Origin of the sequence: Gilvimarinus xylanilyticus (assembly GCF_024195295.1) — a bacterium.
Lineage (GTDB): Bacteria > Pseudomonadota > Gammaproteobacteria > Pseudomonadales > Cellvibrionaceae > Gilvimarinus > Gilvimarinus xylanilyticus.
Map to the genome: position 1 here is coordinate 195,938 of NZ_JAMFTH010000005.1, position 19,697 is coordinate 215,634.

At 55.3% G+C, this 19,697-nt stretch carries 21 protein-coding genes; 9 read left to right on the forward strand and 12 right to left on the reverse strand.

Annotated elements, in window-relative coordinates; genetic code table 11:
• Nucleotide 1: 1 nt before the first annotated feature.
• Complete coding sequence (gene glyQ, locus M6D89_RS14510; protein ID WP_253968803.1) at nucleotides 2-949, reverse strand: glycine--tRNA ligase subunit alpha; 948 nt, start codon at nucleotides 947-949, stop codon at nucleotides 2-4.
• Between the two features lie 212 nt (nucleotides 950-1,161).
• Between glyQ and M6D89_RS14515 the strand changes: the two genes are divergently transcribed.
• Genes M6D89_RS14515 through M6D89_RS14530 form a run of 4 tightly spaced genes read left to right on the forward strand, consistent with a single transcriptional unit; the run spans nucleotide 1,162 to nucleotide 5,257 of the window.
• The gene (locus M6D89_RS14515) at nucleotides 1,162-2,031 is read left to right on the forward strand and encodes a lysophospholipid acyltransferase family protein (protein ID WP_253968804.1); all 870 of its coding nucleotides are present in this window, start codon (nucleotides 1,162-1,164) and stop codon (nucleotides 2,029-2,031) included.
• Between the two features lie 10 nt (nucleotides 2,032-2,041).
• Nucleotides 2,042-2,788 carry an ATP-dependent zinc protease family protein gene (locus M6D89_RS14520; protein ID WP_253968805.1) on the forward strand — a complete coding sequence of 249 codons (747 nt, stop codon included), beginning with the start codon at nucleotides 2,042-2,044 and terminating at the stop codon, nucleotides 2,786-2,788.
• On the forward strand, nucleotides 2,785-4,311 hold the full coding sequence (locus tag M6D89_RS14525) for an inactive transglutaminase family protein (RefSeq protein ID WP_253968806.1): 1,527 nt from the start codon (nucleotides 2,785-2,787) through the stop codon (nucleotides 4,309-4,311). The genes M6D89_RS14520 and M6D89_RS14525 overlap by 4 nt, the downstream gene beginning before the upstream one ends.
• Nucleotides 4,301-5,257, forward strand: coding sequence for an alpha-L-glutamate ligase-like protein (locus M6D89_RS14530; RefSeq protein ID WP_253968807.1), 957 nt, complete (start codon nucleotides 4,301-4,303; stop codon nucleotides 5,255-5,257). Before M6D89_RS14525 ends, M6D89_RS14530 begins: the two co-directional genes overlap by 11 nt.
• Here the strand turns inward: M6D89_RS14530 and M6D89_RS14535 are convergent.
• The 10 genes from M6D89_RS14535 to def all read right to left on the reverse strand — a co-directional run bounded on the left by M6D89_RS14535 (nucleotide 5,252) and on the right by def (nucleotide 14,533).
• Nucleotides 5,252-6,334 (reverse strand): DUF748 domain-containing protein, encoded by a 1,083-nt coding sequence (locus M6D89_RS14535; protein WP_253968808.1) that lies wholly within the window; start codon nucleotides 6,332-6,334, stop codon nucleotides 5,252-5,254. The two genes, M6D89_RS14530 and M6D89_RS14535, sit on opposite strands and share 6 nt — an antisense overlap.
• Before the next feature lie 150 nt (nucleotides 6,335-6,484).
• Nucleotides 6,485-6,895 carry a DUF3465 domain-containing protein gene (locus tag M6D89_RS14540; RefSeq protein WP_253968809.1) on the reverse strand — a complete coding sequence of 137 codons (411 nt, stop codon included), beginning with the start codon at nucleotides 6,893-6,895 and terminating at the stop codon, nucleotides 6,485-6,487.
• A complete protein-coding gene (locus tag M6D89_RS14545; RefSeq protein ID WP_253968810.1) occupies nucleotides 6,892-7,245 on the reverse strand; it encodes a VOC family protein in 354 nt (117 codons plus the stop codon). Before M6D89_RS14545 ends, M6D89_RS14540 begins: the two co-directional genes overlap by 4 nt.
• 60 nt (nucleotides 7,246-7,305) lie before the next feature.
• Nucleotides 7,306-7,860, reverse strand: coding sequence for a hypothetical protein (locus M6D89_RS14550; RefSeq protein ID WP_253968811.1), 555 nt, complete (start codon nucleotides 7,858-7,860; stop codon nucleotides 7,306-7,308).
• Nucleotides 7,861-7,874: 14 nt separating this feature from the next.
• On the reverse strand, nucleotides 7,875-8,564 hold the full coding sequence (locus M6D89_RS14555) for a class D sortase (RefSeq protein ID WP_253968812.1): 690 nt from the start codon (nucleotides 8,562-8,564) through the stop codon (nucleotides 7,875-7,877).
• A gap of 205 nt (nucleotides 8,565-8,769) precedes the next feature.
• Nucleotides 8,770-10,215, reverse strand: coding sequence for a TrkH family potassium uptake protein (locus tag M6D89_RS14560; protein WP_253968813.1), 1,446 nt, complete (start codon nucleotides 10,213-10,215; stop codon nucleotides 8,770-8,772).
• A 48-nt stretch (nucleotides 10,216-10,263) separates the two neighbouring features.
• The gene (gene trkA, locus M6D89_RS14565; RefSeq protein WP_253968814.1) at nucleotides 10,264-11,649 is read right to left on the reverse strand and encodes a Trk system potassium transporter TrkA; all 1,386 of its coding nucleotides are present in this window, start codon (nucleotides 11,647-11,649) and stop codon (nucleotides 10,264-10,266) included.
• A gap of 74 nt (nucleotides 11,650-11,723) precedes the next feature.
• Nucleotides 11,724-13,031, reverse strand: a complete 1,308-nt coding sequence (gene rsmB, locus M6D89_RS14570) for a 16S rRNA (cytosine(967)-C(5))-methyltransferase RsmB (RefSeq protein WP_253968815.1) — start codon at nucleotides 13,029-13,031, stop codon at nucleotides 11,724-11,726.
• Nucleotides 13,028-13,993 carry a methionyl-tRNA formyltransferase gene (fmt, locus tag M6D89_RS14575; RefSeq protein WP_253968816.1) on the reverse strand — a complete coding sequence of 322 codons (966 nt, stop codon included), beginning with the start codon at nucleotides 13,991-13,993 and terminating at the stop codon, nucleotides 13,028-13,030. The genes rsmB and fmt overlap by 4 nt, the downstream gene beginning before the upstream one ends.
• Nucleotides 13,994-14,026: 33 nt before the next feature.
• Complete coding sequence (def, locus tag M6D89_RS14580; protein ID WP_253968817.1) at nucleotides 14,027-14,533, reverse strand: peptide deformylase; 507 nt, start codon at nucleotides 14,531-14,533, stop codon at nucleotides 14,027-14,029.
• A 167-nt stretch (nucleotides 14,534-14,700) separates the two neighbouring features.
• On the opposite strand from def, the gene M6D89_RS14585 reads away from it, so the two are divergent.
• Nucleotides 14,701-15,735 (forward strand): LysM peptidoglycan-binding domain-containing protein, encoded by a 1,035-nt coding sequence (locus M6D89_RS14585; RefSeq protein ID WP_253968818.1) that lies wholly within the window; start codon nucleotides 14,701-14,703, stop codon nucleotides 15,733-15,735.
• Nucleotides 15,736-15,777: 42 nt separating this feature from the next.
• Complete coding sequence (gene dprA, locus M6D89_RS14590; protein ID WP_253968819.1) at nucleotides 15,778-16,872, forward strand: DNA-processing protein DprA; 1,095 nt, start codon at nucleotides 15,778-15,780, stop codon at nucleotides 16,870-16,872.
• Here dprA and M6D89_RS14595 read toward each other — a convergent pair.
• Nucleotides 16,857-17,012, reverse strand: coding sequence for a DUF3149 domain-containing protein (locus M6D89_RS14595; RefSeq protein ID WP_253968820.1), 156 nt, complete (start codon nucleotides 17,010-17,012; stop codon nucleotides 16,857-16,859). The two genes, dprA and M6D89_RS14595, sit on opposite strands and share 16 nt — an antisense overlap.
• 213 nt (nucleotides 17,013-17,225) lie before the next feature.
• On the opposite strand from M6D89_RS14595, the gene tsaC reads away from it, so the two are divergent.
• The 3 genes from tsaC to aroE all read left to right on the forward strand — a co-directional run bounded on the left by tsaC (nucleotide 17,226) and on the right by aroE (nucleotide 19,660).
• Nucleotides 17,226-17,792: an L-threonylcarbamoyladenylate synthase type 1 TsaC gene (tsaC, locus tag M6D89_RS14600; protein WP_253968821.1), complete on the forward strand. Its 567-nt coding sequence runs from the start codon at nucleotides 17,226-17,228 to the stop codon at nucleotides 17,790-17,792.
• Nucleotides 17,793-17,825: 33 nt separating this feature from the next.
• Complete coding sequence (gene hemF, locus M6D89_RS14605) at nucleotides 17,826-18,743, forward strand: oxygen-dependent coproporphyrinogen oxidase (RefSeq protein ID WP_253968822.1); 918 nt, start codon at nucleotides 17,826-17,828, stop codon at nucleotides 18,741-18,743.
• Between the two features lie 74 nt (nucleotides 18,744-18,817).
• A complete protein-coding gene (gene aroE / locus M6D89_RS14610; RefSeq protein ID WP_253968823.1) occupies nucleotides 18,818-19,660 on the forward strand; it encodes a shikimate dehydrogenase in 843 nt (280 codons plus the stop codon).
• The last annotated feature ends 37 nt before the right edge of the window (nucleotides 19,661-19,697 follow it).

A 19,697-nucleotide genomic window follows, 5' to 3' on the forward strand; every position in this document is an offset into this window, starting at 1 on the left:
ATTATTGCTCCTCCGCAGCGAGTACTTCCTGGCGCAGAGATTCTTCCGCCAGCGGGAAGCCCAGGGATTTACGGGTGTTAAAGTAGGCCTGCGCCACGGCGCGGGCCAGGGTGCGCACACGCAGAATAAAGCGCTGGCGCTCGGTAACCGAAATAGCGTGGCGGGCATCCAGCAGGTTAAATGCGTGGGAGGCTTTCATGACCATTTCGTAGGCGGGCAGGGGCAGATTGGCCTCCACCAGGCGCTGGCTTTCGCGCTCGCAGACATCAAAGGTGTGAAACAGATAGTCCACATCCGCCTGTTCAAAGTTGTAGTGGGACATCTCCACTTCGTTCTGATGAAAAACATCGCCATAGGTGACTTTGTCGCCCGAGGGGCTGATGGTCCACACCAGATCGTAAATGGAATCCACGCCCTGCAGATACATGGCAATCCGCTCCAGACCGTAGGTGATCTCGCCGGTGACGGGGTAGCACTCCAGCCCGCCTACCTGCTGGAAGTAGGTAAACTGGGTCACCTCCATCCCATTGAGCCAGACCTCCCAGCCCAGTCCCCAGGCGCCCAGGGTGGGGGATTCCCAGTTATCTTCCACAAAGCGGACATCGTGAACATTGGTGTCAATGCCCAGTTCGCGCAGTGAGTCCAGGTACAGCTCCTGAATATTGTCCGGCGAGGGCTTTAATACCACCTGAAACTGATAGTAGTGCTGCAAGCGGTTGGGGTTCTCGCCGTAGCGGCCGTCGGTGGGGCGGCGGCAGGGCTGCACATAGGCGCTGTTCCAGGTCTCGGGGCCGATGGCGCGCAGGAAAGTGGCCGGGTGAAAGGTGCCGGCGCCCACTTCCATATCCAGTGGTTGCAGTACCACGCAGCCCTGGCGGGCCCAGTATTCCTGCAGGGCGAGAATCAGCCCCTGAAACGTGCTTACATCGGCTTTGGGTCTATCGGACACAGGGTTAGGCCTCCGGTGTGTGCAAAATTGGGTCGGTCTCCGGCGGAGCCCGCGCAAATCAAAGGGGCGAATTATAGCGTCACAACCCGCCTATTGGTATGGCAGAGGCGCAAACTGGCGGTCTTTTGCCGGTAAAGTGAGGCGATATGCTTTTCGCTGACACGCAGTTTCCGGTAAGCTTCACCTCTTTTTATAAGGTGGCGGGGGTTTGCTTGAAACAACGTCTCATACTTGTGCTAGTGAAAGGGTTGGGCTGTCTGCCCCTTTGGCTGGCCCGTATGCTGGGCTCCTTTGTTGGCTGGTTGATGTGGATCAGTAACTCGCGCGCCAGGCGTACCACCCAGACGAACCTGCGGTTGTGTTTGCCCGATATGCCCGATGCCGAGCGCAAGGCCTTGGCGCGCGCCAGCGTGATCGAGTCCGGCATAGCTGGGGCGGAGATTCCGGTGGTCTGGCGCCGCAGCGACACTTGGCTGCGCACAAAAGTCCAAGACTACGAAGGGGTAGAGCTGCTGCGTCGATCGCTCGAACAGGGCAAAGGGGTGATGTTACTCACCCCCCATTTGGGCAACTGGGAAGTTTTGCCCTGTATCCTGGCGTTGCACGCGCGGATTACCGTGCTCTACCAGCCATCCGATGATGCCGCCCTGGATGAGTATATCTGCTGCGCCCGCCGCCGCGCCCATGTCGATCTGGCGCCCACCAACCGCCGCGGTGTCACTTCGTTGATTAAGGCGCTGCGTCGGGGCGAAATGGTGGGAATCTTGCCGGATCAGGTGCCTGATCCGGGCAATGGTGCCGCCGAGGCTCCTTTTTTCGGCGAGGCGGCGCAAACCATGACCCTGGTGCACAGCTTGCGCCGCAGTACTGATTGCGAAGTACTAATATGCAGCACGCTGCGTACTCCAGGCGGGTTTAAGGTGGTTATTGCCCCCTGTGATAGTGATATCTACGCCGCTGACCCGGCGCTCGCGGCGGCGGGGGTCAATCGGTCTGTCGAGCAAGAGGTGCGCAAGGCACCCAAGCAGTATCACTGGGAATACAAGCGTTTTAAAGGCCGCTCGATGGGCGAGCCCTACTGAGGTAAATAGCATGTCATTATGGTTAAAGTGGGCACCTGTTTTATTGTTGGTGTTGGGCAGTGGATGTGCTAGCCAATATCGGTTGGTGCAGACTTCCGAGCTTGAGACCGTGCAAGAGTGCGCGATGGCAAGCGATCATAACCATCGGGTATTGCTGTCTCAACAGCAGGAGCTGGCCCGCGGTCTGGATGAGTTGCTGAGCGAGCTTGAGCAAACCCGCGCACAAATCCCTGCTCCTGCACCCACTGAGTCGGCGCTGCAATGTCCCGATGTACCCTACGTAGAGCCCAGCACCGATGACGATCTGGCCGCGCAATTGGTTGATCAGGGGGCGAAACAGGTGGTTGGTTCGGTAGAGCAGGTGCGCTTCGATGACTTAGGCCTGGAGTCTCAGGTGCGCATTGATACGGGTATTAGTAACGCCATTTTACCGGCGAAAAATATCCAACCATTCGAACGCAATGGCGAGGATTGGGTGCGTTTTGTGTTTGTCAGTCGCGAAGGGGATGAGCGTGAAGTTGAGCGCAAGCTGACCCGCGAGGTCAGTTTGGCCGGTAGTGATAAGCAGCGTCCGGTGGTCCGCCTGCGTTTTACCTTGGGACGACTGACACAGTTTGCCGAGTTCACTCTCACTGAGCGTAAATCCGCCAGTGCCGATATCCGCTTGGGTAGACTCGCGTTGCGCGACGTTATGGTGGTGGATGTCAGCAGCGAATTTCTGGCGCCGCTACGCAGCGCCGAGGGCGATGCCCCATGAATCGAGGCAGAATACCTTTTTACCTGATGGTGGCCGGATTGATTGTCGCCGGGCTACTGACCGCTTGGTTGCGTCACAGCGCCACCGAAGTGCCTTTTATGCCCGGCGAGCAAAAGCCGGTATGGTTAATTGAGGCGCGCATCGATTTTAATGCTCTGGGGCAGGAGACCACGGTGCGTTTGGATTTACCCGATGAGCCCCCGGGTTTTCGCCTGATTCGCGAGCAGGCCGCCTCGCCCGGATACGGGTTTGCGGTTTTGGATGATCAGCAAAACCGGCGCGCCGAGTGGACCCGCCGACAGGTGAGCGGGCCCCAGACACTTTATTACAACGCTCAGTATGTACCGGTTAACCCAGTAGAACGATCTAAAGCGTCAGAACCGCCACAGGTTGACGATGTTTTCTGGAGCGAGCCCGAGGCTACCGCCGCGCGCGAGTTGTTGCGCGGCGCAACCGCGCGTTCGACCACCCCGGCCAGCACCGCCCGCGAGTTGATTAAACTACTCAGTCCTAACTCCCCCGATCAAAACGCACAGCTGTTATTGGTCGCCGAACCGCGGCGCTCGGAATTGTTGGTTAAATTGTTAAACCAAGCGGGGGTTGCGGCGCGCTCGGTGATGGGGCTGTATTTGGAAGATGCCCGGCGCCGCCAGACGCTGACTCCTATGGTCGAGCTGTACACCGAGGACGGTTGGCTGTTGATTAACGCCACCACCGCCAAACAGGGCGTGCCCGAAAATCTACTTTTATGGTCGCGGGGGGAAAATGCCCAGCTGGATGTGATTGGCGGTGAAAGCTCGCGCTTGAGCTTCTCGATGATCAAACAAACCGTGCCGGCGATGGCGCTTTCGCAAGTACAGTTCCAGGAAAATATTTTCAGCTTGCTGGGAGTTTACAGCCTACCCATTGAAGAGCAGAGCATGTTCAAGCTGCTATTCCTGTTGCCTTTGGGGGCACTGGTCGTGGTGTTTATGCGGGTAATGGTGGGGTTAAAAACCGCCGGCACCTTTATGCCGATTTTGATTTCCCTGGCGTTTTTGCAGACCTCGTTGATACCCGGGCTAATTAGTTTTGTGTTGATTGTGGGCTTGGGACTCTTGCTGCGCAATTACCTTTCGTATCTCAATTTGTTGTTAGTCGCGCGTATTGCGACCCTAATTGTATTAGTGATTTTCTTGATCTCGATACTCAGTTTGGTGGGTTACCGTTTAGGGTTTAATGCCGGGATTACCGTCACTTTCTTCCCTATGATTATTATCGCCTGGACCATTGAACGCATGAGTATTCTGTGGGAAGAAGAGGGTGCTCACGAAGTGCTGATACAAGGCAGCGGCAGTTTATTGGTGGCGGTAATTTCATACCTGCTGATGAGTTTAGGAATCGTCAATCATTTAAGCTTTAATTTCCCCGAGCTCAACTTAGTGATATTGGCTCTGATTCTAATGATGGGTCAGTACACCGGGTACAAGTTGTCGGAGTTGCGCCGTTTCCGCTCCATGGAGCAGTTCGATAATGATCATTAGCCCATTCAAATTAAAGCGTATGGGAATGCTCGGGATGAACGGTCGCAATCGCGATTTTATTGGCCGTTACAACGACCGGCGTTTGTACCCGTTAGTGGATAATAAGTTAAAAACAAAATTATTGGCGCAAGAGCACGAAGTGGCAACGCCGCAATTAAAGTTTGTGGTGAAAGAGCAACACGAAATCAGCCAGATTGACCAATCCTTGGCCAAACTCAACGGCTTTGCTATTAAGCCTGCCAAAGGTTCTGGCGGCAAAGGCATTTGGGTGATTGTACGCCGCGAAGGCAAAGATTTTATAAAATCATCCGGCGCTAAAATTACCCTGGAAGATATTCGCCGTCATATGAGTAATACCCTGGCGGGGCTTTACTCTTTAGGGGGTGTCAGCGATGAGGTGATTGTCGAAGATTTAATTGAATTTGACGATTGCTTTGACGGTTTTTCCTTCGAAGGGGTACCGGATATTCGTGTGGTGGTGTTTCGCGGTTTTCCGGTCATGGCGATGTTGCGTCTGGCCACTCACGCCTCGGATGGCAAGGCTAACTTGCATCAGGGCGCTGTCGGTGTGGGTTTGGATTTAGCGACCGGCCGCTGCCTTAATGCGGTTCAGTTTGGTAAACCTGTGTACGAGCACCCAGACACTAAACGCTCGCTTAAAGAAATCGATGTTCCCGACTGGCGTGGGCTTTTGTGTTTGGCCTCTCGCTGTCATGATATGACGGGGCTTGGCTATGTGGGCGCCGATATCGTACTCGATGCGAAACGTGGCCCCGAGCTGTTAGAGCTAAACGCTCGTCCCGGTTTGGCCATTCAGGTTGCCAATGGTTTTGGTCTATTGCCCCACTTAAGACACATAGAAAGTCTGGATCACAAGCGCTACCCGAGTGCAGAGGAGCGAGTCGATTATGTAATGCGGGCATTTGCCGCCAAAGAGCTTTTATGACTCTTGGGTAAGAGGTGTCAATTGATTAAAGCGCGCTTGGATTGCCTCGATAAACGCATTTTCAATAATCCCCCAAACAGCGGGCCAAGTGCCGATTTTAGTTTGATCAATAGTGCCGTCAATGGAAATTTCGGTCGCTAACTTATCGGTTTCCAGGTTGGTTAAGGTCGTGCCCAAAAAACCCATTAAAGTCTCCCAAGTTAGCTGTATCGGGTTGTCGTTTTGTTGCACGACATCCTGCTCCCAACTTGCGATATTAACGTCCTCCAAGAGCGGTTTAACATAACCGGTCATTTTTCCCGAATCGGCCTCGAACTCAGAGAATAATTGCAGATCACCGGATTTGAAATCCAAGCCAGCATAGGCCTTGGCGAAATCATTGATTTCTCTAAGCGGGATTCTTCCCGATTGCACCGCTACCTGAAAGTCATCGTGTTGAAAGGGATCAAAAGTGGCGTTGGCGGTGAGGGGTGTATTGGTAAAAGCGATTGCCGCAAGAGTGGCCGAAGCAACCCGGCGACCATTCTGGTCTCGGACGTTGGTTAAATTTTCCAAGTGGGCGTTAATCGCGTTCAATTGAAAATCTACGGCTGGGTCTGCTTCGCTATTGGTAAAACGAATTTTCCCGTCAATAATGTCCAGGCGGTTGAGAGTTGTGGGTAGTATTTGGTCAAACACTGCGAGCCAGTTAGTACCCTCACCTTTTTGCTCAGCTTGGCCAGTGGGTGAGTCAACCAAGTGTAGCTGGGGTTTTAGCAGTGCGACATCCACTAGTATTTCCCGATTTCGCAACGCAAACCAACTGAGGTGGATGTTGAGACTTTCGGTATAAAAAAACGGGTTAGATGGATCAGACTCTTTAAGGTGAATATTGAGCTCCTGTAACTGATAGGAACCCCGAGGTAAGTCTAAACGAATACTGTCGACCCTACCGGTATAATCCCCCATATCGGCCAAAACATAGTGATTGAGATAATACTTGGCGATATGAGGAATAGCGGCATAGAGTGCGAGGAGTAAGGCCGCCAGGCCAATCACAGTAATTAAAAATGGTTTTTTGAGTGACGAGGTTTTCATACCAACAATGATTCAAGAAATAGTTAGTTTCCCGAATCATTATTTATGCCAATGCTTAACGGCGTTAGACGGGCTTTTATGGTCGCTTTAATCGAGTTTTTCCCTCTGGCTATGTAGACTTTGCAAATCCGGTGTAAAAGGGGTGTGGGTTTACCAGTATTTTTGCGCCTGGTGAATAATCCATCCGTGCGGATGACGCCCGTTGGGGTCTCGGTGGGTCCAGTGAATCAGCCCTCCTTTGTCGTTCCAGATATATTCCCCTGCAAATGTTATCTGATCGCCGGTTTTAATACCGTTAATGCGCGGTGCTATATCAATATTGTGTACTATTAAGAGTGTTAAACTGGGTTGAGCTTGGATAATAAAGCGCTGATGGCGCGAACCTTTTAAGTCATCCGGCAAAATTCTGATTACCTTTCCACTGCCCGAAACCTGAATATCAGATTGTTGACTTTTAAATAGGTGTAGAAAATCGCTATCGGTTGTATCGCCCTCTTGGTGGCAGCCCAATAAAAATAAAATCTGTAAAAACAAAGCGATAGGGACAGGATGAATTTTCACTGATCAGTCCAAACTGCCAACTCGCTACCGCCCGGTTCGGTAAATTGAAAACGGCGCCCGCCTGGAAAGGTAAAAATATCCACACTGATAAGACCGCCGCTATCGATAACCTTTTGTCGGGTGGATTCCAAGTGCTTGCTGTAAAGCACGATCAAGCAGGCGCCTGAAGATGTGTGTGAGACTTTATCGGCAAGATAAAAGCCGCCCAGGTTGTAATTTGAGTCAAACGCGGTGTAGGCATCGCCATAGTCGGTAAACTGCCACCCGAATACGGCATGAAAAAAGCGTTTTGTGGCGGCTAGATCGCGCGAGGGGAGTTCTAAATAGGGTGCGAGAATGGAAGGAGTCAAGGGTCTGCCTATAAAGCTAGAAAAAAGCAAGGCGGCCTTGCGGCCGCCGGGCGTTAACGTTTACACCCGCAGTTTGCGGCGCAATACCGTCAGGCCTAAAGCCAAAGAACAGGCCAGAGAACCCAGTAATGCATAAAGGGTGACATTGGAGGCAGTGGAAGGCAGCGCGGTGTAGGCGGGCTCTTCTTCCATCATTTCCTGCTCCATTGGCATTTCATCCACTGAGGCCACCAACGCGAAGCGATCGGTGGGGATGAACAGCTCCAGGGTTGAGCCCCGGGTCAAGGCGTGAATGCTGCGTTGACGACCATCGATATTAATTTGGAAGTCTTCGGGCAGGTTTTTGGTTTGGTAGGTGTCGCCGTAAGAACCATCTTGGTGTTTAAACTGCAAACGCGCCTGATCACCGGCAGAGCGGACATATTTGGCATCCAGCTCCACGTATTCGCGGCCGTTCATTTCCACCACACCCTGACAAGCCTGGGCAATATTGGGGTACTCGTTAAGTACCGAGTCTTTCCATTGGATATCGGAACATTCCTTTGCCATTACCGATGAACTGGCAACCAAAGCAACGCCTAACACACTAGTTTTAACGCACGTAGAAAGCTTCATAACGATTTCCTTTTTCAATGAAGTGTTGCGGGTGAGTTTTCTGTGGCCGTGACGATAAATCGCTCCGGCGCACTTCCAACATGGTAGAACGGGTAGCAGGTGATTAGAGTAATCTGATTGTGCGCTGTGGGCGCGAGAACACTCACATCACTGGGGTCAACAATTTGTAGCTCGGTAACCAGGTATTCTTTTTTGCCGCCTAAGGTCGTAACCGTAATGGCATCTCCCTTTTCAATATCTTTAAGTACTCGGAAAAAGCTATCGCGGTGCCCGGCGATGGCGGTATTACCACCACCGCTAAGAGGCGCTGTTCTATCCAGCCAACCCAGCCCCCGATTGAGGTTAAAGTCTGAGGGGCCGCTAAAAATAGGTGCGCTCAACCCCAGAGTATCGATGCTGAGCACGCCAATGGTGTCGTTTTTGTCGGCGTCGATTTTATGAAACTCTTCAATTCGCGAAGCGCTCCACAGACTGGTGTCGATCTTATCGATGGAGGGGAGTTGGGAATCTTTGTCGAAGGCCGATGTTTCCAGAGTTGCGGCGTGGGCGCGGGCTAAAAAACGTTCGCTGTGTTGTTGCGCCATAGGGCCCTGGCGCAGCATCTGGGTCGCCCATACACTCAGCAAAACAACGCCTACGAGCCATAGGCTTAGCTCGATGCTGCGGTAAAGGGTGGAGCGGCTTAGCAAACGTTCAGTATCCATTGAATCTAAAGACTAGCAACTTAGCAGAATATTTACTCTAGCATAGAGATAACAAAAACGTATGAATCTTATAACCAGATATGGGGTCTGTAGCGCATTTTTTTTGTTTGTCTAAAAAGTGTGTAGAAACAGGCGCCGAATATTACAAAGAGGTAATAAAGCTAGTCGGTTTTAATGCAGTTTTAGATGGCAGGCGGCGGGCTAATTAGCGCTTCCAGAAGGCCGAGCTAAACAGCACCAGCAGAGTGAAAACTTCTAAACGCCCCAGCAGCATGGCAAAACACAGTACCCACTTGGCGGGGCTGTTAATGTCGCCGTAGTGGGCGGCTACCTCACCCATACCGGGCCCTAGATTAGTAATGCAGGCACCCACGGCAGAAAAGGCGGTGCGCAAATCCAACCCTGTGGCGATTAACACCAAAAACATCCCGGCAAAGGCAACCACATACATGGCAAAAAAGCCCCACACAGACTCGATGACTCGGTCGGGTACGGTAATTTTTCCCACCTTCACCGCAATAATGGCGTTGGGGTGGATCAAACGATGAATTTCCCGTACCCCCTGTTTATAGAGCAAGAGCACCCGAATGGCCTTCATCCCGCCGCCTGTCGAGCTGGCACAGCCGCCCACAAAGGCAAAAATAAACAGCATGTAGGGTAAAAAGCTGGGAAAGCTGGAGTAGTTAGAGGCAAAGCCCGCCGTGGTCATGGTGGAGACAAAATTAAAGGTGCCCAGATAAAAGCTGTCGCTGAATGAATAGGCCTGCGAGCCAGCCAGATAGGCCACGGTCACCAACACCCCGATCACAATCCAGGAGAGATAAAACTTAAGCTCGGCATCTTCGATATAGTGACGCAAGGATTTTTCCCGCCAGACAAAAAAGTGCAGGGCAAAGTTAGTGGCGGCGATCAGCATAAACACCGTGCATATCATCATAATCGCCGGGGATTGATAGTGCAGGATGCTGGCATCGTGGGTGGAGAAGCCGCCGTTGGCAATGGTGGAAAAGGCGTGGCAAATGGCCTCGAACCAGTTCATACCGGCGACCTTGTAGGCAACAGCGCAGGCAACCGTAAACACCAGGTAGGTGGTAAACAGCGCCTTGGCGGTCTCGGTAATGCGCGGGGTTAGCTTGTTGTCCTTAACCGGCCCCGGCGCCTCGGCGCGGTACAGCTGCATTCCCCCGATGCCCAGCATGGGCAAAATGGCTACGGCGATGACAATAATCCCGATACCGCCAAACCACTGCAATTGTTGGCGGTAAAACAAAATAGAGGGGGGCAGGGTATCCAGCCCGGTAATTACCGTGGCCCCGGTGGTGGTTAGCCCTGAAATAGACTCAAAAATGGCATCGGTAATCGATAGGTCCAAGCCGTTGGAAAACAGCAGTGGCAGTGAACCGAAAGTGCCCAGCACAAACCAGAAAAGCGCGGTGACCAAAAACCCATCGCGGGTGCGCAGATCGGCGCGGCTTTTATACACCGGCGCCCAGATGGCCAGCCCCGAACCAAAGGTGACCGCAAAGCCCCATAAAAAGGTCATGTAATTGTGGTCGTTAAACCACAAGCTGACGCTGATAGGCACCAGCAGGGTGAGGCTGAACATCATCAAAAGCACGCCCAGCACGCGGGCAATTACCGCAAAATGCATACAGTCTCCGCCCGGTAATGTGTGTCTTTGTGATTCATGGTGCAGGCCCTAGAAGAAGGTAAAACCAACCTGGAACAGCTTCTCGATATCGCGAATGTGTTTTTTGTTGAGCAGGAACACAATCACATGGTCGCCGGTTTCCACCACCACATCGTCGTGGGCGATAATCACCTCGCTGCCTGTCTCACTCTCGCGCACGATGGCGCCGATGTTGGCGCCTTGGGGCAGGTCGATGTCCTCCAGTGCACGGCCCACCACCTTGGACGAGTTTTTATCGCCGTGGGCAATCAGTTCAATCGCCTCGGCGGCGCCGCGCCGAAGTGAGTACACGCTAACCATATCGCCCCGGCGCACATGGGTAAGCAGGCTGCCGATGGTGGTGGTCTGCGGGGAAATGGCGATATCAATATCGCCCCCCTGTACCAAATCCACATAGGCGGGGTTGTTAATCAGTGCCATTACCTTGCGCGCCCCCAGGCGTTTGGCCAGCATGGACGACATAATATTGGCCTCGTCGTCGTTGGTCAGGGCCAAAAACACATCCGTGTCTTCAATGTTCTCATCCGCCAGCAGGTCCTGATCCGAGGCGCTGCCCTGCAGCACAATGGCGCGCTCTAGGTGTTCGGCCAAGTGCTCGGCGCGCCTTTTGTTGTGCTCGATCACCCGCACGCTATAGCGGCCCTCGAGCTTGCGCGCCAGACGCATGCCGATATTGCCGCCGCCGGCGATGATAATCCGCTTGTAGGCGGTCTCCATGCGGCGAAGTTCACTGATAACGGCGCGGATATCGTTTTTACCGGCGAGAAAAAACACTTCGTCGTCCGCCTCAATCACGCTTGCGCCGGTGGGCATAATGGCTTGACCGCGGCGGTAAATAGCCGCCACCCGGGTGTCGACGGCGGGCATATGCTCGCGTAAAAAGCGCAGCTCTTGCCCCACCAGGGGGCCACCGTGGTAGGCCTTTACCGCCACCAGTTGTACTTTGCCCTGGGCAAAATCCAGTACTTGCAGCGCGCCCGGCGTTTCGATGAGCCGGTGAATATAGTCAGAGACCAGCTGTTCGGGGCTGATGAGTACATCGATGGGGATGGATTCATCGGCAAACAGCTTGTTGTTGGTGAGATAGGCGGTGGCGCGCACCCGTGCGATTTTGGTGGGAGTGCGGAATAAACTGTAGGCCACCTGGCAGGCAATCATGTTGGTTTCGTCGTTATTGGTCACCGCCACCAGCATATCGGCGTCTTCAACGCCTGCCTGTACCAGCACATCCGGGTGCGATCCCGCGCCATTGACTACCCCAATATCCAGCCGATCGCGCAGCTCGCGCAGGCGCGAGTCGTCGGTGTCGATAATGGTAATGTCATTGGATTCATCGGCGAGGTTTTCAGCCAGGCTGGCGCCCACTTGTCCTGCCCCCAGAATAATAATCTTCATAACACGGCCGGGTTAGTCCTTAGGTTGGCCCGCTTTTGCGCGGGTCCGCGCACAAACTTTACCGCCTTTGGCGGTCATTTGGCTATTTTTCTGATTTTGGCGTAGTAAAAACCGTCATGCCCCTCGCGTTGTGGTAGCAGTTGGCGCCCCGCTGGTTGCGCGCTGCCCCAGGCCGCGTCAATGGGCAGCTCGACGGCGTTATCGGTGGTTTGCAAAAACCGCTCAACCTGCTCGCTGTTTTCCGCCGGTAGCGCCGAACAGGTGGCGTATAGCAAGATGCCCCCCGGCGCCAACAGCGGCCAAAGAGCCTTTAACATCTGGCCCTGAAGCTCGGTTAAACGCTCGATATCGGCAGCGCTGCGCAATAGCTTAATATCGCTCTGGCGGCGAATGATGCCCGTGGCGGAGCAGGGCGCGTCCAGCAAAATGCGATCAAAAGGAGTGCCGTTCCACCAACTGGCCGGTTCGGTGGCATCGCCTGCGACCACCTTGGCCTGTACGTTTAAACGCGTCAGGTTTTCCTCAACCCGCGCTAGGCGTCGGGCTTCCAAATCCACGGCAACGACCTCCGCAAGCTCGGGTTCGCTCTGCAGTATATGGCCAGTCTTGCCCCCGGGGGCGGCGCAGGCGTCCAGCACTCGCTGGCCGGGGGCCAGCTCGAGCAGTGGGGCGGCAAATTGCGTGGCTTCGTCCTGCACGCTCACCTGTCCGCGGGCAAAACCCGGCAGACCCGTGGGGTCGCAAGGGGTTGTCAGGGTGAGGCCGCAGGGGCTCCATGGGGTGGCGGTAGCCTCAATGTCGGATTCAGCCAGAGACTGCAAATAGGCCTCGCGGGTTTGGGTTCGAGTATTAAGGCGCAGCGTTAGCGGAGGATGGGCGTTATTGGCGGCAATAATGGTTTCTACGTCATCCGGCCACGCGGCGCGGTAGGCATTTAGCAGCCATTGGGGGTGGGCGCAGGTATATTCCTCGCTCTCTTTAAGGGAGTCGGTTAACGTTTGCTTTTCGCGCTGATAGCGGCGCAGGGCACCGTTGATTAATCCGGTTGCCCAGGGCTTTTTAAGGGCTTTGGCGGCGCCGGCGGTTTCGCCAATGGCGGCGTGGTCGGGGATGCGGGTGTAGTCCAGCTGGTATAGGCCAAGCAGCAGCAGCGCCAGAACATCGCTGTCTTTATTGCGCAGGGGCTTTTCCAGTAGCAGCCCTACAATCGCATTGAGGCGTGGGTAGTAGCGCATGCTGCCATAGCACAGCTCGCGCATCAAAGCCTGGTCGGCCGGTGCCACCTTGTCCTGCCACTGGGGCAGGCTACTGGCCAGCGAGCCTTTGTGACGCAGCAACTCGGCCAGGACGCGGGCACAGGCGACGCGGGGCTTTAAACTCACGCCTGGGGACCTGTAAAGCGCTCGCCAACGGTAAACAAATCGCGGTTGCCGCGCAGTAAATCTCCCACTGCCATGACCTTTTTACCCGGTAGTTGTAAGCGGCTGATGGCCAGTGCGCCCTGGCCGCAGGCCACTATCAGGCGCTCGGGTTCGATGGCGACTATCTCTCCTGCCTCGCCCGCAGGGCCATCTACAGGCTCGGCTTGCCACAGCCGTATCGCGGCTTCGGGTGCTTGTGCGCGCCGGGTGAAGGCAACGGGGAAGGGGTTAAAGGCGCGGATTTTCCGATCTATATCGGTGACATTAGTGTGCCAATCAATCTGCGCCTCGGCTTTGCTGATTTTGGCGGCGTAGTTGGCCAGGTTGTCGTCTTGTACCTCGGGATTCGCTTTATTCCCGGCCAGCTGTTGCAAGGCCTCTAACAGTGCTGGGCCGCCCAACCCCATTAGGGTGTCGTGCAGGCTGCCGCCCGTATCCTGGGCGCCGATGGGGCAGCGCGCCTTGACCAGCATATCGCCGGTATCCAGGCCCACATCCATCTGCATAATGGTAACCCCGGATTCCGTGTCGCCCGCCTCAATAGCCCGTTGGATGGGGGCGGCGCCGCGCCAGCGCGGCAGCAGTGAGGCGTGTACATTCACGCAGCCCAGACGCGGAGTGTCTAATACGGCTTTGGGCAACAGCAATCCGTAGGCGACCACCACCATTAAATCGGCTTGATGCGCGGCCAGCGCTTGCTGAGCATCTGAGTCTTTTAGCGACAGCGGCTGAAATACCGGTATTTCAGCCTCTTGCGCCAGAGTTTTAACCGGGCTGGGCTTTAGTTTTTTACCGCGTCCGGCGGGGCGGTCGGGCTGGGTGTAACAGGCCACCACCTGGTGGGGGCTGTCCAGCAACACTTGCAAGTGGTGCGCGGCAAAATCGGGGGTACCGGCGAAAATGATTCGCAGTGGAGCAGTCATTGAGTCGTGTCCGGGCCTGACGGCGCCTGGGCGTTAGGCCTGGGCGCGGTGGAGTTTTTCGAGTTTTTTGCGAATACGCTGACGCTTCATCTGGGACAAATAATCGACAAACAGCTTGCCGTTTAAATGATCCAACTCGTGCTGAATACAGACGGCCAGCAGACCATCGGGCTCCAGGGTAAAGGGTTGGCCATCGCGATCGAGTGCTTCAACCCGAATTTGGGTGGGTCTGTCGACGCTCTCGTAAAAGCCGGGAACGGACAGGCAGCCCTCGTCATAGGGGGCTTCGTCTTCGCCCAGCACTGTGACCTCGGGGTTAATAAACACCCGGGGTTCGTTCTGATCTTCCGACAGGTCCATGACCACTATACGGCGGTGTACGTTCACCTGGGTGGCCGCGAGGCCAATACCCGGGGCGGCGTACATAGTCTCGAACATATTGTCGATCAGTTCGCGAATGCTGTCGTCCACGGTATCCACCGGCTTGGCGACGGTGCGCAGACGGGGGTCGGGAAACTCAAGAATTTCAAGTAAGGCCATAGGCTTTGTGACAAACTTCTAGTAAAAAGGTAACAAGCGCTGCTAACATGATGATCGTACAGGAATTAACCTGGGTGAACTCGCAGCCTCCCGGTCGCACAGAGCGATGGGTTGCGCTATTATAACGGCTAAACCGCTCAGGACCGAACAAAACAGGATCGGTTTCTATGAAAAAAATGATTTTTGCTGTTCTGGCGCTGTCTGCCGCCAGTGTCTTTTCTTGGGCCGATTCTTCGCCCATCAAGTCGGGTTCGCCAGACGAGTATGTGGTGGAAAAGGGGGATACGCTTTGGGATATTTCGGATATGTTTCTGGATGCTCCCTGGCAGTGGCCGGAAATTTGGCACGCTAACCCTGATATTGAAAACCCCCACCTAATTTTCCCCGGCGATGTCGTTCGTTTGGTCTACATTGACGGCGAGCCGCGTCTGACGGTCGATCGCACCGTGAAAATGGCGCCGGGCGATGCCAAGCTTGAGCCCCAGGTGCGTGTGCTGTCCGCTGAAGACGCGATTCCGGCGGTTTCACTGGACAAAATTGCCTCTTACCTGTCTCGCTCGCGTATTGTGACACCCGATGAGGTAGAGGGTGTGCCCTATATTCTGGCGGGCACCAAAAACCGGGTGATCACCGGTAAGGGCGATACGGTTTACGCCCGCGGCGAAGTGCCCGACGGCACCAGCAACTATGACGTCTTCCGTCAGGGTGAGACCTTTATTGACGAAGAGTCCGACGAGTTTCTGGGCATTCACGCTATTGGTATTGGCGGTGTACGGGTCGATGACACCGAAGGGGATGTGATCCGTCTTGAGGTCACCCGCTCCGAGCAAGAGCTGCGTGCTGGCGATATCCTACTGCCCAATGCCGAGCGCGCGGTAGATTCCATCTTTTACCCCAGCGCGCCGGATTTTCCCATCGAAGCCAAAGTACTGGCCGTTGAAGGCGGCGTTACCCAAATCGGTAAAATGGACGTGATGATCATCGATAAAGGGGATCGCGACGGCGTTCAAGTGGGCAATGTGTTTGAAGCCTTCGTTCAGGGCGAGACCATTCTGGATCGCGTCAGCGGCGATCGGGTCACCCTGATGGACGAGCGCGCTGGTTTGGTGATGGTGTTTCGCACCTTCGACAAGCTAAGTTTTGCCCTGGTGATGGAAGCCACCCGCCCCATGGCGGTGGGCGACAAGCTCCGCAACCCCTAGTTATTCCTTATCTAGCCCAGGGAGGGGCGAGTTAAGACGATTATGGATAATCTCACCTCTGCCCTCACGCTCGCCCGCATTGACGGTTTGGGCGCGGTCAAAATCAAACGTCTCTATTTGGCTTTTGGCTCTCTTCCCGCCGTCTTTAAAGCCTCCGCCGATCAGCTCGGCACCTCCCTTGAAGCCCGTCTGGTCAATCAAATTGACACACTACAAGACGACGAGCGGCACCCGATCCACCGGCTGGTAGCGCTGGATAAGCAGTGGCTGGCCGATAACCCCGAGGTTCGCATACTGAGCTTGGGCGATGCTGCTTACCCGCAGTTGCTCGCCGACACCCCGGCACCTCCGCCGGTGCTCTATGTGCGCGGCAATGCCGATGCCTTGGAATTACCCCAGTTGGCGATGGTGGGCAGCCGCAGCCCCACGGCCGGGGGCGATAAGACTGCGTTTGAGTTCGCCCGCTATCTGGCGGCGGGCGGCTTTGCGATTACCAGCGGTCTGGCCCTGGGGGTGGATGCCAGCGCGCATCGCGGCGCCCTGCACGGCGGGGGTGTGACCATCGCGGTGATGGGCACTGGCATTGACCGGGTGTATCCCGCGCGTAACCGAGGCTTGGCCGATCAGATTCTCGCCCAGGGCGGGGCGCTGGTTACCGAATTTGCGCCGGGCATTGCCTCGGATGCGGCAAACTTCCCCCGTCGCAACCGGGTGATTAGCGGCCTTAGCTTGGGAACCATGGTGGTTGAGGCGGCTATTAAGAGCGGCTCGCTGATCACCGCCAAATACGCCCTGGAGCACCAGCGCGAGGTTTTTGCCGTGCCCGGCTCTATTCACAACCCGCTCAGTCGCGGTTGTCACCAGCTGATCAAAAACGGCGCCAAGCTGGTGGAGTCCGCCGAAGATATAGTTTCGGAGCTGGAGGGTGGGCTGGCGTTTAAGCGCGGCCAAGTTCAATCACAACAACCGCGCCAACCCGAACACTGGCTGTTAACCCTGATGGGCTATGACCCGGTGAGCGTGGATCAGCTTTGTGATTTAAGCGGTAAAAGCGCCAGCGAACTGACCGCCACACTGCTCGATTTGGAGTTGGAGGGCAAGATCGCCCAGCGCGGCAGTTACTACACGCGTTTGTGAGCGCCCACTTCTTTTGCCTGAATAAGCTGGGCGTTACTATCGTCGCGGATATGACGGTAAGCGTAAACGCCTAGGTAAACCATAATGGCTAAAATGGCGATAATCGTCGCCAAGCTTAAAAGAATCACAGAATCCAACATGGCAGGACCTCGCTGCAGTTTTGTTGTCTTTCGATCCTATTTTACGCCGCGCGCTTGTTTATATTTTGACCTGAATCAAGTTGTTATCCCTTGTCTCGCAAGAAGACATATTGTAACTTCGCGCTTTTTTCACGCAGGCTAAAACCATGATTCAGGCACTCACCGCTCGCCCAGGGCGAGCAGTCTCCCACCCCCCACTGGCGGGGGCCTAAGATGGCGGGCTGGTTAACGCATATAGGCGTTCAGCGCGCCGCCATGACCATGCGCGCCGGTGGTGTCATCGCTTACCCTACCGAGTCTGTGTGGGGGCTGGGCGCCGACCCAGGCAACGCCGAAGCCGTGTCTCGCCTGCTGGCGCTTAAGCACCGCGCCCCCGAAAAAGGGCTTATTCTGATTGCCGCCAGTGTTGAGCAGGTGGAACCCTGGTTGGCACCCCTCCCAGATGTTCAGCGCGAGACCTTGCTGGCGAGCTGGCCCGGCCCCAACACCTGGCTGGTGCCCAACGGTGGTTTAGCATCCCCCTGGGTAACCGGCAAGCACAGCTCCGTCGCCCTGCGAGTGACCGCCCACCCGGTGGCAGCGGCATTGTGCCGCGCCTTTGGCGGGCCGATAATCAGCACCTCGGCCAACCCCCAGGGGCGTCCGGCCGCGAAAGACGCGATTCAAGTGCGCCGCTATTTTGGCCGTCAGTTAGATGCCATAGCCCCGGGGCGCACGGGGGGCAGGCGTCAGCCCTCGCAAATACGGGATTTGGCTTCAGGCAAAACTCTGCGCCCATAGCTGGTACAATAGCCGCCTTTCACGGAGCCGCCCATGACCACCACACCGGATAAACACGCCGTAAAAGCTTATTTGCTTGAGCTGCAAGATCGCATCTGCGACAGCCTGGCGACGGTCGACGGTGGCCGTTTTGCCGAGGACACTTGGCAGCGCGCCGAAGGTGGTGGCGGTCGCTCGCGGGTACTGGCCGACGGCGCGGTAATCGAAAAGGGCGGGGTGAATTTCTCCCATGTAATGGGCGATGCCATGCCGGCTTCGGCCACCGCCCACCGGCCTGAATTGGCGGGGCGCTCCTTTGAGGCCATGGGTGTCTCCCTGGTGATTCACCCGTCCAACCCCTATGCTCCCACCAGCCACGCCAATGTACGCTTTTTTATTGCTGAAAAAGACGGTGCTGACCCCGTGTGGTGGTTTGGCGGCGGTTACGATCTAACCCCCTATTATGGTTTCGAAGAAGACTGTGTTCACTGGCACAAGACAGCATCTGAGGCTTGTGCGCCTTTCGGAGATGATGTTTACCCGCGCTATAAAAATTGGTGCGATGAGTACTTCTATCTAAAACACCGCAGTGAGGCACGCGGTGTGGGCGGCCTGTTTTTCGACGATTTAAACGAGCTGGGTTTTGACCAGAGCTTTGCCTTTATGCGCGCCGTGGGCGATAGCTATTTGCCGGCCTATCAGCCGATTTTAGAGCGCCGCAAAGACAGCCCCTATACCGAGCGCGAACGCCAATTTCAGCTATACCGCCGCGGCCGCTATGTAGAGTTTAATTTGGTCTACGATCGCGGTACCCTGTTCGGGCTGCAGACCGGCGGCCGCACCGAATCTATTTTAATGTCCCTGCCACCGCTGGTGCGCTGGGAGTATGATTTTCATCCCGAGCCAGATTCCCCAGAGGCGCGCCTCACCCGCGACTTCTTACCGCCTCAGGATTGGTTGGCCCGGCAATAACAATAATGAACTCAGTAAACGTTCGGTAAAAAAACTCTGGTAGTTTTGCCGCTCGTTTCAACTATAGGTACCTCATGACCGATTCTTACGCTGTATTTGGCAATCCCATTGCGCAAAGTAAATCTCCCGCGATTCATCGTCACTTTTGCGATCAGACCGGTGAAGATATGGCCTACACCAAACAACTGGTAGCGGAAGGTGAGTTTAAACAGGCCGCCGATACTTTTTTTAACGGCGGTGGGCGGGGGTTAAATATCACCGCGCCCTTTAAGCTGGATGCTTTTCACTATGCGACCCGCTTGACCCCTCGCGCCGAAAGAGCGGGAGCGGTTAATCTGCTGATTAAAGAGAACGATGGCAGCATAACCGGCGATACCTCAGACGGTATCGGCATGGTCAACGATATGCTTAACATGGGCTGGGAGCTAGAAGGTAAAAAGTTGCTGATACTGGGCGCCGGTGGCGCCGTGCGCGGCGTCCTTGAGCCTTTGCTGGGGCAAAAGCCCAGTAGCGTGACCATTGCCAATCGCACCGTGAGCAAAGCCGAGCAGTTAGTGAAAGACTTTCACGATTTGGGCGAGTTAAATGCCTGTAGCTTCGACGAGCTGAGCGACGGTCACTTTGATGTGGTGATTAACGGCACCTCGGCCGGTTTGCACGGTGAGCGGGTCAACTTACCCGACAACTTGTTGGCGAGTCAGGCGGCCTGCTATGACATGAGCTACGCCGCCGAACCCACCGGCTTTTTGCGCTGGGCCGAAGAGCAGGGCGCGGCAAAGTTGACCGATGGTTTGGGCATGTTGGTCGGCCAAGCGGCGGAATCCTTTTACGCTTGGCGTCATATTCGCCCCGAAGTGGTACCGGTGATTACTGAACTGCGCCGTAAAATGACAGAGAGTAAAAAGAAAGCCAGTTAGTAGCCTCGGCTTGAATCTGGGAGCTTGCGCCGGGGCA